Here is a 16,596-nt window from a genome sequence, read left to right as displayed (position 1 = left end):
ATCCACGTGAGAGTGAAGACGTAAAGGCAAATTATGGTGCGCAGTATAATATCGGTTTTAATGTTGTGTCTTATGGCGCAAGTTGTCAGTGCTGCACAAAACACGATTAATGGTGTAAGAGTATCACCAGAGGCCACCAAAACACGTATTGTCTTTGACGTAGATTCTGCACCAGATTTTACCTACTTCACACTCAAAAAGCCGCTGCGAGTGGTCATAGACTTCAAAAATACTGCGAATACGTTCGCACTTTCTTCGGTTGAAAATAGTGGCAGCTTAGTTCGAAAGCTTCGCTACTCAACACCTAAACGTGCAACTTCTGCACGTGTTGTCGTAGAGCTAAACCGCAATGCCGCCCCCTCATTGTTTGCAGTAGCGCCAAATAAGTCCTACGGCCATAGACTTGTGCTTGATTTAGCCGATAGTGCGCCCGAAGTTGCACAAAAGCCAGCTTCCTCTTCAGCCACTTCGTCTTCCAAGCAGCGTGTGATTATTGATGAATCTAGCAGTACTCGCGACCGCGACATCATCGTTGCCATTGATGCGGGACATGGCGGCCAAGATCCTGGCTCAATTGGTCCCGCTGGCTCGTTTGAAAAGCACATAACCCTGAGTATTGCCAAACGGCTTCAAGCTATGGTCGATGCAGAAGATGGTATGCGCGCCATTATGACGCGCACTGGCGATTATTACCTTTCACCCAATAAACGCCCAGAAATTGCACGACAGAAAAAAGCGGATTTACTCATCTCCATTCACGCTGACGCCTTTACCCAGCCACAGCCTCGCGGTGGCTCAGTCTGGGTGCTGTCCATGCGAAGAGCTGACACAGAACTAGGACGCTGGATGGAAAGAACCGAGCGACACTCGGAGTTGCTTGGCGGTGCCGCTGAAGTCATAAGTGATAAGTCCAGTGAGCGCTATTTAGCTGAAACTATATTGGGACTTTCTATGGACCATTCCATGGCAACAAGCCACGATTTAGGCAACAAAGTAATAGAAGAGTTGAAAGCCGTAACGTCATTGCACAAGCGCAAGCCGCAGGCTGCGAGTTTGGCGGTGTTAACATCACCAGATATCCCGTCAATTTTGGTGGAAGTTGGGTTTATTTCAAATCCTCAAGAAGAAAAGAATCTCAATTGGTCTAAATATCGAGAGCGATTAGCAAAAGCCATGTTCAATGCGGCTAAGCGCTACTTTAGACAGGTTCCTCCAGATGGGACGCTGTGGGCTGCTGAAAAAGCAAAAAATCGAACCCACCGTGTTCGCTCCGGAGAGTCGCTATCGTTATTGGCTCAGCGTTACAACGTAAGAGTGAGCAGTATTAAAGCAGCGAACAACTTGCGTAACGATGTTGTGCGCATCGGGCAAGTGTTAACTATCCCCAGTACCTAAGAAACAATACTTTTTATTCGTTGTTCATCATTCGCCATCGCAATGCTTGATTAACAAAACAACGCCTATTTATTTTCAAGACAGAGGTTTCCTTGCCAATACAGCTTTTATCGCCCCAACTTGCAAACCAAATTGCCGCTGGTGAAGTGGTAGAGCGGCCTGCGTCTGTTGTTAAAGAACTGCTCGAAAACAGTGTCGATGCTGGTGCTACAAAAATTGAGATCGATATTGAAAAGGGCGGGCATAAAAGAATTCGCATTAAAGACAACGGCAGCGGTATTGCGAAAGATGAACTACAGCTTGCATTGAGTCGCCACGCAACCAGTAAAATATCGACGCTGGACGATTTAGAACAAATTCTTTCACTGGGCTTTCGTGGTGAAGCGCTCGCTAGTATCAGCTCAGTAACGCGTCTAACGCTTACATCTAAAACACAGTCGCAAAGCGAAGCATGGGAAGCCTATTGTGAAGGCAGAGATATGTCGGTGGCGGTTAGACCGGCCGCACACCCTGTGGGAACCACAATCGATGTTGCTGATCTGTTTTATAATACGCCGGCCCGGCGCAAGTTTTTACGAACGGAAAAAACTGAATTTCAGCATATTGAAGAGGTGATTAAACGTGTGGCGTTGAGCTACCCTCACGTCTCTTTCATTCTTAGGCACAACGACAAGGTCATTAAGCGGTATATCGCTGATAAAGCGGGCAGTATGGAGCGTCGTATTGCTGCAGTAGTGGGTCAAAAATTTATTCAAAATGCAGTGCATATTAATACGCAGTACGACGGATTGATTATTGATGCATGGCTAGGCAATGAAGTTATGCTAAGAAGCAGCAACGACTGTCAGTTTAGCTTTGTAAATAGTCGAGGAATGCGAGATAAGCTTATTACTCACGCTATTCGCCAAGCCTATGAAAGCGTGTGGGGCGTGGTTGAGCAACCCAGTTTTGTTGTTTACCTGAGTTTGAATCCAAAAGATGTCGACGTAAACGTTCATCCCGCAAAACACGAAGTGCGATTTCAACAAAGTCGCCTGGTACATGATTTTATATGTAAAAGCGTTTGCGACGCATTATACGCGTTAAACAACGACACCAGCGACCCAAGCGACCCCAATCACCAGCACCATGGCGAGAGCCAAGTTGGCGGCGAACAACCTTCCGATTACATGAATCCCAAAGTGGAGCATGGCTACATCCGCCCGTTAGACACAGCCAATTCACGCTCCCCTGTCTTACATACTGGACATGCGCATACTGAGCATGCACACATTGAGAATCCTCACGCCAATGACAATTCGGGTTCTGCTCATCAATTGCATACAGGTCCATCTCACTCGTATCCAGATAGAGTAGGTGAAGGTACGCCAGGTGCTGGCGAGAGAAGTGGGTCGCCTTCAGCTAACCGAATGGCACAATTTCAACGGCAAAGTAAAGGGCCCTCTGCAGCTTATCAGGCTGGGTTCAACGCCTTAATGACGCCAAACAAAGACAGGTTAAACGAGAGCGGGCTTGATCAAAATGGGCTACACCAAAACGATAGTGGGCTAGACGGGCTGGCGTACACAAGTCTTACCGCCATGCACAGATTGTATCCAAAACAGGATAGCGTATTCCTACTCTCTGCAGATAACCTCATTGGGTTATGGTTAGCAGAACTATTCTGTAAGGCCCAGCATGAACAGCCCTTACTAATGCCGGTGGCAATTCATGCCGACAACGTAACCCAATCTACGCTGGACGTGCTGTCACAACTGCACTTTGACATCAACAAAGTGGCGGGAAAGTATCGCTTGCAACAAGTGCCGGCAGGCTGCAGGCATTTGCCTTGGATAAAGTGGTTTGAACACCTGCTGTGTGCCTCGCTAACAACGCCTCAAAGCATCGCCGATAACGTCGTTATCCCAAAAGAAGATATTGATGAACAATCGTCAGCGGCAGTATGGTACTGGTTGGAGCAGCAAAGTCTGTCTAAACAATGGGAATATATTGAGCAATTTGCTAAAGTGCGCTCGATAAACGACATACTAAAAGCGTGGGGAGAATAATATGTCTATTGGCATAGAAACTGCTTCTCCTGTATTGGCAATTATGGGTCCGACGGCATCAGGCAAAACGGCTTTGGCACTAGACGTTGCTAAGCACACTGAATGCGAAATTATCAGTGTTGATTCTGCCTTGGTTTACAAAGGCATGGACATAGGTACGGCAAAACCCACTGAGCAAGAACAGTCGGTGGTTCACCATCACCTTATCGATATAATCGACCCCGCTGAAAGTTATTCGGTGTCGCAATTTGTGAACGATACAACGCGACTTATTGGTGAAATACATGGTCGTGGCAAGCTACCCATGTTGGTAGGAGGTACAATGATGTACTTTAATGCCTTGATAAATGGAATTTCGTCACTACCTAAGTCAGACGAAGTTATTCGCGAGCAGATTAACCGTGAAGCACAAGCGTCAGGATGGACGCATTTACACAACGAACTCAAGGATGTCGATGCGGTAAGCGGAGAAAGAATTCATCCAAACGATCCTCAGCGTATCACGCGAGCGCTAGAGGTCTATCGCAGTACAGGAAAAACCCTGACTCACTGGCAGCAGCAAGAGGGTACAAAGTGCCCTTATGAGATAACACAGTTTGCTATAGCGCCCGAAGATAGATCTATACTACATGAGCGAATAGAACGCAGGTTCGACTTAATGCTTGATGATGGCTTTGAAGACGAGGTAAAAAAGTTATACGAGCGAGGTGATCTTTCTGACGAGTTACCTTCTATTCGATCTGTGGGTTATAGACAGATGTGGCAGTACTTTGAAGGACAACTTAGTTACGATGATATGCGTGAACGCGGCATCATTGCGACTAGGCAGCTTGCCAAAAGACAGCTTACTTGGTTACGTGGTTGGCAAGATGTGACGTGGTTAGACACATTTGCTAACGATAAATTGACTAAAATTGCAGCACGAGTCACACTCTAAACGATTGAGTGTGGTATACAATAGACGTGAGGCGGAGTGAAACAGCGCCCGCTAATAATAAAAACTAAGGATTACAAATGGCTAAAGGGCAATCTTTACAAGACCCATTCTTGAACGCTTTGCGCAAGGAACGTATCCCAGTATCTATTTATCTGGTAAATGGAATTAAACTTCAGGGACAAGTTGAGTCTTTCGATCAATTTGTTATTTTACTGAAGAACACAGTGAGCCAAATGGTTTACAAACATGCAATTTCAACCGTTGTTCCAGCACGTGCTATCACAATGCCAAGCACAACAGGAGATTCCGAAAATACTAAAACTGAATAAACTAAAAGGTAACGCGCTTGTTTGACCGTTATGAAGCCGGTGAACAGGCTGTACTTGTTCATATACATTTTTCTGATGAGAACAGCAAAGAAGACTTAAGTGAGCTTGAACTACTTGTGTCTTCAGCCGGTGTTAATGCCGCTGAGGTTATTACTACCTCGCGCAGTGCACCCCATGCAAAATTCTTCGTCGGATCAGGTAAAGCAGAGGAAATAGCTGCTGCTGTTAAGGCACACGATGCCAACGTAGTTATTTTCAATCACTCCCTCTCTCCCTCACAGGAGCGAAATCTCGAGGCTGTGTGTAAATGCAGAGTATTAGATCGCACCGGTCTAATACTCGATATCTTTGCCCAACGCGCTAGAACTCATGAAGGTAAACTTCAAGTGGAGCTAGCACAGCTACGCCATATCTCTACTCGTTTAATACGAGGCTGGACTCACCTTGAGCGCCAGAAAGGGGGTATAGGATTACGCGGGCCGGGTGAAACGCAGTTAGAAACTGATCGTCGCTTATTACGCGGGCGTATTAAAGCCATTCTACGCCGGTTAGAAAAGGTTCAAAAACAACGTGAACAAGGAAGACGTTCGCGCAAACGTGCCGAAATACCAACGGTATCCTTAGTTGGCTACACAAACGCGGGTAAATCGACACTGTTTAATACCATTACAGATTCACACGTCTACGCTGCCGACCAGTTGTTTGCCACCCTTGACCCTACACTCAGAAAAATTGATCTGCAGGATGTTGGGCCGGCTATTCTTGCCGACACGGTTGGTTTTATCCGTCATCTTCCCCACGACCTTGTTGCCGCATTTAAAGCGACGCTACAAGAGACTCAAGAGGCTGACCTATTGCTTCACGTCGTCGATATTGCAGACGCCAAATATCGTGAGACGATGGATGAAGTTAATAACGTATTAGAAGAAATTGACGCAGGCGAGATACAACAATTACTAATCTGTAATAAGATTGATAAACTAGACGATGTCGAACCGCGTATAGAAAGAAACGAGGAAGGTATTCCAACCCGAGTGTGGCTGTCAGCCCAATCTGGTGAGGGTACTGAGCTTCTTGGTCAAGCACTCACCGAATGCCTAGCCAAAAGCATGGTAAATTATACCTTGAAGATACCTCCGGCACATAGCCGTCTTCGTGGAGTGCTTTATGAGCTTAACTGCATTTCCAACGAAGAGTATGACAATCAGGGCGATTGGGTAGTGGATGTGAGAATGCCAGCTGCCGATTGGAATAGACTCGAAAAGCGTCTAGAAAACGGAATATCAGAGTATGTTGTGCGACATTAATCAGTGCGAAAGCGTTGATAATGCATGCGAACTTAAAAAATAAAACTGTAATCTATGGAGTATCAGCATGGCTTGGAATGAGCCGGGTGGCAATAAAAACGACCCGTGGAAGAATCGCGGAGGCCGAGAGCAAGGTCCCCCAGATTTAGATGATGTATTTAAAAACTTATTCGGTAAGTTTGGTAAATCAGGTGGCAATGGTGGCGGTTCAGGTAAAAGCCTAGGCGGTATCGGTGCTGGTATTTTAGCTGGGCTACTCATAGCCATTTGGGTTATAAGCGGCTTTTACACTATTAGAGAGGCTGAGCAAGGCGTTGTTTTGCGTTTTGGTGAATATCATAAACAAGTTGAGCCAGGTTTACGCTGGGCCCCAACGTTTATCGACTCTGTGATACCGGTAGACGTTCAGTCTATCAGAGATCAATCTTCATCAGGTTCAATGCTGACCGAAGACGAGAACGTGGTTAGCGTTCAAATGGAAATGCAGTTTCGCGTTGTTGACCCTGTTCGCTGGACGTTCGCAGTAGAAGATCCAGACCGTAGCTTAAGTCAGTCATTAGACAGTGCAATTCGCTATGTTGTTGGTCATTCTAGAATGGACGACGTGCTAACAGACGGTCGTGAGCTAACTCGCCAACGTGTGTGGGAAGAGCTTCAAGGTATTATTGAACCCTACAACATGGGTGTATCAATTATTGATATGAACTTCAGGGATGCCCGTCCGCCAGAGCAAGTTAAAGATGCATTTGATGACGCGATAGCGGCACAGGAAGATGAGCAACGTTTCATCCGTGAAGCTGAAGCATATGCAAGAGAGATTGAGCCACGAGCGCGTGGTCAGGTCAATCGTATGAATGAAGAAGCGCAAGCATACAAAGAACGCGTTACCTTGGAAGCCCAAGGTGAAGTAGCACGCTTTGAAGAGTTGCTGCCTCAGTTTGAGCGTGCGCCTGTGGTAACCCGTGAGCGTATTTACCTTGAAACAATGGAAGAAGTGCTGAGTAACTCTAGCAAAATCCTTGTGGACAGTAAGGGCGGTAACAACATGATGTATCTACCACTTGATAAGATCATGGACCGTCAGCGTGAGAATGCTAAGCCAACGTCGAGAAGTACGCTGGAAGGACTACAAATGCCGGTAACGAATGAAGGCGGTCGTAACCTTAACAGTACTCCGACATCCGGTTTGCGCGGCGAATCATTTAGAGAAGGGAGATAATCGCTATGAAAAACATAATTATTGCTGTTGTCGTTCTCCTAGTGCTATTGGCGTCGGGCTCTCTGTTTGCCGTTAAAGAGGGCGAACGAGCTATTGTAATCCAATTTGGTAAAATACAACGTGATGAAGCCACTGGCGAGACACGAGTATTTACGCCAGGCTTACACTTTAAACTACCGTTTATTGATTCTGTGCGTCGTTTAGATGCGCGTATTCAAACGCTAGATGGCTCGCCGGATCGTTTTGTAACCAGTGAGAAGAAAGATCTGATTGTTGACTCATACGTGAAATGGCGCATCGACGACTTTGCTCGTTACTACCTATCTACGGGTGGCAACAAGCTACAAGCCGAAGCACTACTGAAGCAAAAAGTGAATAACGGTCTGCGTTCAGAGTTTGGTACTAGAACTATTGCGCAAATTGTTTCAGGCGAGCGCTCAGCGCTAATGAACCAAGCAATGGAGCAAGCGTCTACGTCATCTGATGAGCTGGGTATACAGATTGTTGATGTGCGAGTGAAGCAAATTAACCTGCCAACAGAAGTCAGTAACTCTATTTTCCAGCGTATGCGTGCCGAGCGTGCAGCTGTTGCTCGTGAGCACCGTTCGGAAGGTCAAGAGCAAGCGGAAGTGATCCGCGCAAACATCGACGCGAAAGTGACGGTAATGCTTGCTGATGCCGAGCGTAATGCGAGACAGCTACGCGGTGAAGGTGACGCTCTAGCAGCGCAAATATACGCTGACGTGTACTCGAAAAATTCAGATTTTTACAGCTTCCTTCGCAGTATGGATGCCTACAAAAAGAGTTTCTCTAGTAAGCAAGACGTCATGGTTATTGCGCCAGACAGTGATTTCTTCAAATATATGAACCAATCACAAGCTAAATAAGTCAATTTATGTTTTGAAAAGCCAGCCTTCAGGCTGGCTTTTTTGTGCCTGCTGTAAAGTGGCAAGTATCTGTTTTAGCGACATATCTTAATGGTTTACTCTGGATGTCTTTGTAAGATAAATACCTCATTTATACCTCGCTCTGCCAAATTCGTGTTAAATCCGATAAAATGCCATGGAATTTACAATAAAAGTGCCGCTAACTACGCCGTGATCTTTGTTGCGTAATGCATATCACACAACGCATCTTTGCCTTCCCAGCAACGAGTATATTAAGCAGGCACGCTATAACGACAGAGGGAACGTTTTGACAACGGACAACAAACAAATAAAGTCTGCCGATAATAATGGCGGACAAGGTGGTTTATTTTCGCGGTTTCTGGCAACGGTAGAATGGTTAGGGAATTTACTTCCACACCCCGTCACCCTGTTTGCACTGCTATCGCTATTTATCGTCTTACTTAGCGGTATTCTCGGTTATTTTGACTTAGCTGTGGTCGACCCTCGCCCAGAGGGTGCCAAAGGCCGAGAAGCTGATGGAATGATTGAAGTTATCTCGTTAATGAGCGCAGAGGGACTGCAGCGCATTGTGACGGGCTTAGTGACCAACTTCACTGGTTTTGCTCCACTTGGAACGGTATTGGTTGCACTACTTGGCGTATCGGTAGCGGAGCACTCTGGGCTGCTTTCGGCGGCCATGCGGGCACTCGTGATGAATGCGTCTAAACGCGCTGTGACTTTTGCTGTGGTGTTTGCGGGTATTGTGTCAAATACCGCATCTGAGCTGGGCTATGTTGTTCTTATCCCCCTTGCGGCAATGATATTTCATTCTCTAGGACGACACCCTTTAGCGGGCTTGGCGGCAGCCTTTGCTGGCGTATCGGCGGGATACAGTGCCAACTTGCTGCTGGGCACAGTGGATCCACTTCTTTCTGGTATAACCGAAGCAGCGGCGCACATGATAGACCCAGACTACGCGGTTGGTCCTGAAGTAAACTGGTACTTCATGTTTATTAGTACCTTTGTAGTGGCCACAATGGGCGCGCTGGTTACCGAAAAGGTGGTTGAGCCGCGACTTGGGCAATACGACCCTTCTGAAGCGTCTATCGACCTAGGCAGTCAGTCAATGGATGCGCCTACCGACCTTGAGAAGAAAGGATTGCGTTGGGCAGGTATTTCATTTGCCCTAGTGTGCGCTATTTTGGCACTTACGGTGGTTCCTGAAAATGGCATCTTGCGCCATCCTGAGACAGGCGAAGTTGCGGGTTCTCCCTTCCTAAAAGGCATTGTCGCCTTTATTTTTATCACCTTTGCGGTTCCCGGCTTTGTCTATGGCAAGGTGACAGGCTCTATGAAAGGCGATAAAGACGTTATCGACGCTATGTCAAAAAGCATGGGCGCAATGGGGTTATACATTACGTTAGTGTTTTTCGCCGCTCAGTTTGTAGCATTTTTCAAATGGACAAACTTAGGTACGGTATTGGCTGTAAAAGGCGCGGCGCTATTACAAGCCGCTGGCTTAGATGGACCCTCTGTATTTATCCTGTTTATTTTGATGTGTGGCGTGGTCAATCTTTCACTAGGCAGTGCTTCAGCACAGTGGGCTGTTACCGCGCCCATCTTCGTTCCCATGCTTATGCTGATTGGCTATGCGCCTGAAGTTATTCAGGCGGCGTATAGAATTGGTGACTCAGTGACCAATGTTATCGCACCTATGATGAGTTATTTCGGGCTTATATTAGCCATGGCAGCGCGGTATAAGAAAGATTTAGGAATGGGTACACTCATCGCAATGATGCTGCCTTATTCAATGGTATTTGTTATTGGGTGGACTATCTTGTTTTACGTATGGGTCTTCTTACTAGGTATGCCGGTAGGGCCAGGTGCTGCAACCTACTATCAGCCTTAGCCTTTAACCTCTGAAAGTGATAAGTGTTTGTCAGAAAAGGGCGTGAGATTTTATCTCGCGCCCTTTTTGTTTTAATCTTAATATCCTATCAACTCAATTGCGTATTTATAGGCGTACAAGAGATCATAACGGCCCTTAATTCAGTATAATAGTGTCATTACGTTGTACTTTTCGGACTGCTTTTAATGAAATACAAATCGAATAAAGGTTTTACTCACGGCCAAGCGGATAAGATTGGCGTGCTGGTGACCAACTTAGGTACTCCACAAGCACCAACTAAGCAAGCGCTACGCCCTTATCTGAAAGAGTTTTTATCAGATCCGCGAGTTGTGGAAGTGCCTCGTATTATTTGGTGGTTTATTCTAAATATGGTTATTTTGAATATTCGCCCGAAGCGCTCTGCCGAAGCGTATTCAACGGTATGGACAGATGAAGGCTCACCATTACTATCAATTACAAAAGCCCAGTCAGAAGCTATCGCGCAGCGCTGTAAAGAAAAGTACGGTGATGATGTTATTGTCGATTTTGCTATGCGTTACGGTCAACCGGCCATTAGCGATACTATTGATAAGATGTTAGAAAACGGGGTGAGAAAACTGGTAGTGCTGCCCCTTTATCCTCAATACAGTGCATCCACTACAGGCTCTACGTTCGATGCGATAGCAAATGACTTTACGAAAAGACGTTGGTTACCTGAACTGCGTTTTATCAACCACTACAATGATAGAAGTAACTTTATCGAGGCCCTTGCCAATAAAGTGAAAGCACACTGGGAACAACACGGTCGTGCCGATAAGCTAATTCTTTCTTACCATGGTATTCCTAAGCGCTACTTGATGAATGGCGACCCGTATCACTGCGAATGCCACAAAACATCACGCTTACTTGCTGAAAAGCTCGGTCTATCTCATGATGAATACATGACGACATTCCAATCCCGCTTTGGGCGAGAAGAATGGTTAAAGCCGTACACTGACGAAACGTTAAAAGGGCTTCCTGGCAAAGGGGTTAAGTCAATCCAAGTGATGTGCCCGGGCTTTTCCGCTGACTGTCTAGAAACTATTGAAGAGATAGGCGAAGAGAACCACGAGTACTTCATGGAAGCAGGCGGAGAGCGTTATGAATATATTGACGCGCTAAATAGCGACGAAGAACACATCGATGTGTTATTTGATATTGTCCAAGAAAACCTTCACGGTTGGACAGTGGAATCTGACAATTCGGTGCGCGCAGGATTAGCCAAGGCGCTAGGTTCTGAAGTATAAGCTCAAAGAAATAGCGCCCCGAAGTACATGTCTTTATTCAGGCCCTAAAATATAGGGCTTGGTTTTTTGAGCTCTGGTCATCCAAATGGGGCATGGTAATGTTAATGCCTCATTGTTAATTTACATCAGGGCAGTATGCCCAAAAAGGAGTGAATATGGACGTTAAAGCACCACCGGCATTACTGAAGGCGCAAAAGCTCGCCAACTTATTAGATACTGCAATTAAACTCCCTTTCATCCCTATCAAAATTGGCTTGGATTCTATTGTCGGCCTAATCCCTGGTGCAGGTGATGCACTCATGTTATTCGTTTCTTTGCGCATTGTTTGGCTTGGTAAATCTCTTGGTATGCCAAGCGCCTTAGTTGCTCAGATGGTAAAAAATTCTGCCATCGATTTTGGTTTAGGTTTTATTCCCTTTGTTGGCGACATCATCGACGTGTTTTACAAAGCAAATCAAAAAAATGTGCGAGTAATGGAACGTTGGTGGATAAGTGAGAATAAAGCATCGGTAGATGCAGCCACCAAAGAAAAGCTCGAACAATGGGAAGCTGAACAGCAAAATAGTTAGGCACAAATTCCACGTTCATTGGGCACAAACACCACAATTCACCTATTGTTATAGCCACACCAATCGATTTTTGGCTTAAGTGCGTAGCAATAGGCACTATTTGAATATTATTCAACAAAGGAGTGTGTGGTATATGAAAGCGTCTGATTTATTTGTGAAGGCACTTGAGGCCGAAGGCGTTGAGTACGTGTTCGGTATTCCAGGTGAAGAAAATTTAGACCTGCTTGAATCATTGCGTTCCTCATCCATTAAGCTTGTGCTTACGCGACACGAGCAGGGTGCGGGCTTTATGGCCGCTACCTATGGGCGATTAACCGGTAAGGTAGGGGTGTGTCTGGCCACCCTTGGCCCAGGAGCAACGAATTTAGTCACGCCCGCTGCCTACGCGCAGCTTGGCGCTATGCCCATGTTGATGATAACGGGCCAAAAACCTATTAAAACCAGCAAGCAGGGGCGCTTTCAAGTCATCGATATAGTGGACATGATGCGTCCTATCACCAAATTTACCACGCAGGTGGTAAGCGGTGACAGAATACCCTCAACGGTGAGGGAAGCATTTCGACTGGCTCACCAAGAGCGACCTGGTGCGGTTCACATTGAACTACCAGAGGACATCGCTGCAGAACAAACTACCGCGCACCTCTTAGAGCCAAGTGTGGCAAGACGACCTATTGCGGAATATAAAGCGGTGTCTTCTGCTGTATCTATGATAGAAAATGCAACTTCGCCACTGCTATTAATTGGTGCCGGTGCTAATCGAAAGCTTACCGCTAAAATGCTCCGCGAATTTGTGGATAAGACCTGTATTCCATTTGTGACCACGCAAATGGGTAAAGGCGTGCTTAACGAGAGCGACCCGCGATTTGCCGGCAACACGGCACTATCGGACGGTGACTTTGTACACCGCGCTATCGAGCGGGCAGACCTTATTATTAATGTAGGCCATGACGTGGTAGAGAAGCCGCCCTTCTTTATGCATCACAACGATAAAAAAGTGATTCACGTTAACTTCGACCCCGCTGCAGTGGACCCTGTGTATTTCCCGCAGCTTGAAGTTGTTGGCGACATTGCTAATAGCATTTGGCAAATCAAAGAAGAGATTACGCCGCAAAAAGACTGGAAGCTCGATTTTTACAAAGACGTTCATGAAGCTTATGTGCATCATCGTGCAGAGGCCGAAGACGACAATCGTTTTCCAATATTGCCAGAGCGCTTTGTGAGAGATATTAGAAAGGTGATGCCCGACAACGGCATAGTGACCCTTGATAACGGTATCTATAAAATTTGGTTTGCTCGTAATTATCCCGCTTATCACCCCAATACCCTTTTACTCGACAATGCGTTAGCCAGTATGGGCGCCGGATTACCATCTGCAATGGCTGCAAAATTAGTGAACCCAGACGTTCCCGTGCTAAGTGTATGCGGCGACGGCGGTTTTATGATGAATAGCCAAGAAATAGAAACCGCCGTAAGGCTTAAACTTGATCTCGTGGTGATCATTTTACGAGATGACGCCTACGGCATGATCAAATGGAAGCAGGCGAATATGGCGTTCGACGAATTTGGGTTGGACTATGGCAATCCCAATTTTGTCAAATACGCTCAAAGCTACGGTGCGCAGGGCTGGAGAGTGGATGACACCGACGTGCTTATTCCCATGGTTGAGCGCTGTTTACAGACCCCGGGCGTTCACATCATCGATTGTCCCATTGATTACAGCATGAACGATGAAACGCTCAACCATACCATTAAAGAACTCAGTGCTAAGTTGTGATATTGCGCGCTTAATTAGCAACTGCATGCAGCAATTTAAAACAGCAAAGCAAAACAGAAGGAGCCAATATGTTAAAGGAAAGCTATCCGTACTACCTCGCCAGCGAGGCGTGTTACGCTAATACTAATCTTGACGTGACAAATAAATATACCGGTGAGGTAGCCACTCAGGTTGCCATCGCCGACGCCGATACCATCGACAAGGCCATTGCGGCGGCAGAAGCCGCCCAGCCAGCAATGACCGCAATGGCACCTTACGAGCGCCAAGCAGTGCTAGAGCATTGTGTAAAGCGGTTTCAAGAGCGCGCCGATGAGCTTGCACAAGCGCTGTGTATAGAAGCGGGCAAGCCAATTAAAGATGCGAAAGGCGAGGTAAGTCGCCTTATCGACACGTTTAAAATTGCTGCTGAGGAATCGGTTCGCATTAATGGCGAAGTGGTTAATTTAGAAATTTCAGCTAAAGCCAAAGGGTATCAAGGTATGACGAAGAAGGTGCCAATAGGGCCTTGTTCGTTTATTTCTCCCTTTAACTTTCCCCTTAATTTAGCGGCGCACAAGGTGGCCCCCGCTATTGCAGCGGGTTGTACATTTGTGCTTAAGCCTGCGTCACGCACACCCATCGGTGCACTTATTATTGGTGAAGTGCTAGCTGAAACCGCACTACCCAAAGGGGCGTTTTCTATTTTGCCTTGCAGCAGAGATGGCGCAGACCTTTTTACAACAGACGAGCGCTTGAAACTGCTTAGTTTCACAGGTTCCCCTGATGTAGGTTGGGCCCTCAAGGCCAAAGCGGGTAAAAAGCCGGTAGTGTTAGAACTAGGTGGCAACGCTGCATGTATTGTAGATGAGGATGCCGACCTTGATGATGCCGTAGAGCGTATTATCATTGGTGCGTACTATCAGTCAGGTCAAAGCTGTATCAGTGTGCAAAGGCTACTGGTACACAGCGCCATTTATGAAGACTTTAAAACGCGCTTCGTTGAAAAAGTAAAAGCGCTGGTCAGTGGAGACCCGTCGAGTGAAGATACCTTTATTGGGCCAATGATTTCTGAGGGCGAGGCAGAGCGACTTCACGACTGGATTATTGACGCTGAAAAAGCAGGCGGAAAAATTCTGTGTGGCGGTACCAGAGACGGTGCCATGCTTGATGCAACGGTAATGGAAGGGGTACCCAAAGACTGTGATGCTAGCGCGGAAGAAGCGTTTGGTCCGCTATCAGTGCTTTACTCTTTTGATAGTTATGAAGAGGCGCTAGATGAAGTTAATAACAGTCGTTATGGACTGCAGGCTGGGGTGTTTACCCGAGATATTTATAAAGCACATAAGGCATGGAACGAGCTAGATGTTGGTGGTGTTGTCATTGGTGATGTACCAAGCTGGCGCGTAGATAATATGCCTTATGGCGGAGTGAAAGACTCTGGTTTGGGCAGAGAAGGCATACGTTACGCCATCGAGGATATGTCAGAGACACGGCTGATGGTGTTGCGAACGCCGCAATAATTGTAGAGCTAAAATTAAGGCGCTAACAAGCGCCTTAATTTTTTGTGCTTTGTATAAGCTGATAATGCTACATTTCGAGAAAGACATGTTTTTAACATGTCATTTTTCGATAAAATTAGGTTGCTGCATACTCTTCAAGTATCGCTAGCGGAATAACGTCCAACGCTTTTTCATGTGTAGCCTCTAGACGCACGGTAGGTGCCACACCAGCTTCATAAGCTTGTAGCCATCGACTTGCACATAAACACCATCTGTCGCCCGCTAGTAGGCCCGAAAATTCCATGCTCGGCCACGGCGTTATAAGGTCATTACCCTGGCGCAAAGAGAATTGTAAAAACTCATCTGTTACTACTGCACATACGCTATGATTGCCCACATCAGCCGAAGGCACATAGCAAAAGCCTTCTCTCGTAAAACCGGCGTTGCCGCAGCAAAGCTGAAGCGGTCTGCCATAAACATTTTTTGCATTCGCCAAAATCAAATACCTCGCTAATTGCGTATCTAGTAAATCTAGAGTGTATACGGTTTTGTGTAAAAAGGGATGCATCCCTTTTTACACATCATTTTGATAACCCCTTTTTGTACACTCCATTTTTCGAGATACGCTTTTTGAGATACGCTTCTCAAAATATGAGTTTCGAAACATGCTTTTCGAAATACGAACTTGAGGTAACACATACATGTTGGATAAAAGCACCAAAAGCGGCAACGTCAACTTTTCTCAAGAGGAAATAGCTAGATTTGATGCACTTGCTGAAACCTGGTGGGATCCAAAAGGTAAATTTAAAACGGCGCTAGACTTTAACAATGCGAGACTTGACGTTATCGAGTCCCAAATACGCTCACACTTTACATGCCAAGAGAGCTCGACACCCTTTTCTAACCTATCAATCATTGATATTGGCAGTGGCGGCGGCCTAATCAGTGAACCACTAGCGTCAAAAGGCGCAACGGTCACGGGTATTGATGCCAGCGCAGTAAGCGTACAGGTGGCTAAACGTCACGCTAAGCAAAGTAATGTGGATGTGGAATATCGCCATCAACTCTCTAGCGAGGTCGTTAAAGAGGGTCGACAGTTTGACGTGGTGATTAATGCAGAGGTGGTTGAACATGTGCCAGATCAAAAGCAGCTAATCAATGAGTGCGCTAGCATGGTGAAACCCGGTGGACTGCTAATATTAGCGACGCTAAACAGAACGGTGAAAAGTTTCGTTATTGCTATTGTTGGCGCTGAATACGTTATGCGCTACCTGCCTATCGGTACTCATGACTGGCGCAAGTTTGTCACCCCTAAAGAGCTTATTAATTGGGTGGGCGACGACTTTAAAGTACAGCATCAAGTGGGCATGAAACTCAATCCGTTCACTTCAACGTGGCATACTACATCAAGCCTCGCGGTGAATTATATTCAGGCTTATGCGCATCAACAGTAGCTTTCGTGCACCTCGTTTAAAACAC

At 46.3% G+C, this 16,596-nt stretch carries 14 protein-coding genes; 13 read left to right on the top strand and 1 reads right to left on the bottom strand.

Features of this window, described 5'->3' with window-relative positions:
• Positions 1-33: 33 nt before the first annotated feature.
• The 12 genes from JV36_RS0114000 (at position 34) to JV36_RS0113945 (ending at position 15,138) form a co-directional block, all read left to right on the top strand.
• Complete coding sequence (locus JV36_RS0114000) at positions 34-1,395, top strand: N-acetylmuramoyl-L-alanine amidase (RefSeq protein ID WP_032097706.1); 1,362 nt, start codon at positions 34-36, stop codon at positions 1,393-1,395.
• A gap of 92 nt (positions 1,396-1,487) precedes the next feature.
• Positions 1,488-3,443 (top strand): DNA mismatch repair endonuclease MutL, encoded by a 1,956-nt coding sequence (mutL, locus tag JV36_RS0113995; protein ID WP_032097707.1) that lies wholly within the window; start codon positions 1,488-1,490, stop codon positions 3,441-3,443.
• A gap of 1 nt (position 3,444) precedes the next feature.
• Complete coding sequence (gene miaA / locus JV36_RS0113990) at positions 3,445-4,380, top strand: tRNA (adenosine(37)-N6)-dimethylallyltransferase MiaA (RefSeq protein WP_032097708.1); 936 nt, start codon at positions 3,445-3,447, stop codon at positions 4,378-4,380.
• A 77-nt stretch (positions 4,381-4,457) separates the two neighbouring features.
• Positions 4,458-4,709 (top strand): RNA chaperone Hfq, encoded by a 252-nt coding sequence (hfq, locus tag JV36_RS0113985; RefSeq protein WP_032097709.1) that lies wholly within the window; start codon positions 4,458-4,460, stop codon positions 4,707-4,709.
• A gap of 17 nt (positions 4,710-4,726) precedes the next feature.
• Positions 4,727-6,016 carry a ribosome rescue GTPase HflX gene (hflX, locus tag JV36_RS0113980; RefSeq protein ID WP_032097710.1) on the top strand — a complete coding sequence of 430 codons (1,290 nt, stop codon included), beginning with the start codon at positions 4,727-4,729 and terminating at the stop codon, positions 6,014-6,016.
• Between the two features lie 67 nt (positions 6,017-6,083).
• A complete protein-coding gene (hflK, locus tag JV36_RS0113975) occupies positions 6,084-7,235 on the top strand; it encodes an FtsH protease activity modulator HflK (RefSeq protein ID WP_032097711.1) in 1,152 nt (383 codons plus the stop codon).
• A gap of 5 nt (positions 7,236-7,240) precedes the next feature.
• Positions 7,241-8,122 carry a protease modulator HflC gene (gene hflC, locus JV36_RS0113970; RefSeq protein ID WP_032097712.1) on the top strand — a complete coding sequence of 294 codons (882 nt, stop codon included), beginning with the start codon at positions 7,241-7,243 and terminating at the stop codon, positions 8,120-8,122.
• Positions 8,123-8,429: 307 nt separating this feature from the next.
• Positions 8,430-10,031: an AbgT family transporter gene (locus tag JV36_RS0113965; protein WP_326938234.1), complete on the top strand. Its 1,602-nt coding sequence runs from the start codon at positions 8,430-8,432 to the stop codon at positions 10,029-10,031.
• 185 nt (positions 10,032-10,216) lie between these two features.
• Entirely contained in the window at positions 10,217-11,296 is a 1,080-nt protein-coding gene (gene hemH, locus JV36_RS0113960) for a ferrochelatase (RefSeq protein ID WP_032097713.1), read from the top strand.
• Between the two features lie 155 nt (positions 11,297-11,451).
• A complete protein-coding gene (locus JV36_RS0113955) occupies positions 11,452-11,865 on the top strand; it encodes a DUF4112 domain-containing protein (protein ID WP_032097714.1) in 414 nt (137 codons plus the stop codon).
• Between the two features lie 133 nt (positions 11,866-11,998).
• Positions 11,999-13,639, top strand: coding sequence for an acetolactate synthase large subunit (locus JV36_RS0113950; protein ID WP_032097715.1), 1,641 nt, complete (start codon positions 11,999-12,001; stop codon positions 13,637-13,639).
• A 68-nt stretch (positions 13,640-13,707) separates the two neighbouring features.
• Positions 13,708-15,138 carry an aldehyde dehydrogenase family protein gene (locus JV36_RS0113945; protein WP_032097716.1) on the top strand — a complete coding sequence of 477 codons (1,431 nt, stop codon included), beginning with the start codon at positions 13,708-13,710 and terminating at the stop codon, positions 15,136-15,138.
• Positions 15,139-15,253: 115 nt separating this feature from the next.
• On the opposite strand, the gene JV36_RS0113940 is transcribed toward JV36_RS0113945, so the two are convergent.
• Positions 15,254-15,613, bottom strand: coding sequence for a DUF2237 family protein (locus JV36_RS0113940; RefSeq protein ID WP_032097788.1), 360 nt, complete (start codon positions 15,611-15,613; stop codon positions 15,254-15,256).
• A 205-nt stretch (positions 15,614-15,818) separates the two neighbouring features.
• On the opposite strand from JV36_RS0113940, the gene ubiG reads away from it, so the two are divergent.
• Complete coding sequence (gene ubiG / locus JV36_RS0113935) at positions 15,819-16,571, top strand: bifunctional 2-polyprenyl-6-hydroxyphenol methylase/3-demethylubiquinol 3-O-methyltransferase UbiG (protein WP_032097717.1); 753 nt, start codon at positions 15,819-15,821, stop codon at positions 16,569-16,571.
• The last annotated feature ends 25 nt before the right edge of the window (positions 16,572-16,596 follow it).

Origin of the sequence: Alteromonas sp. LOR, assembly GCF_000753865.1 — a bacterium.
Classification (GTDB): Bacteria; Pseudomonadota; Gammaproteobacteria; order Enterobacterales; family Alteromonadaceae; genus Alteromonas.
The sequence above is the reverse complement of the archived record's forward strand: the minus strand, read 5'-3'. Positions and strand labels throughout refer to the sequence as shown.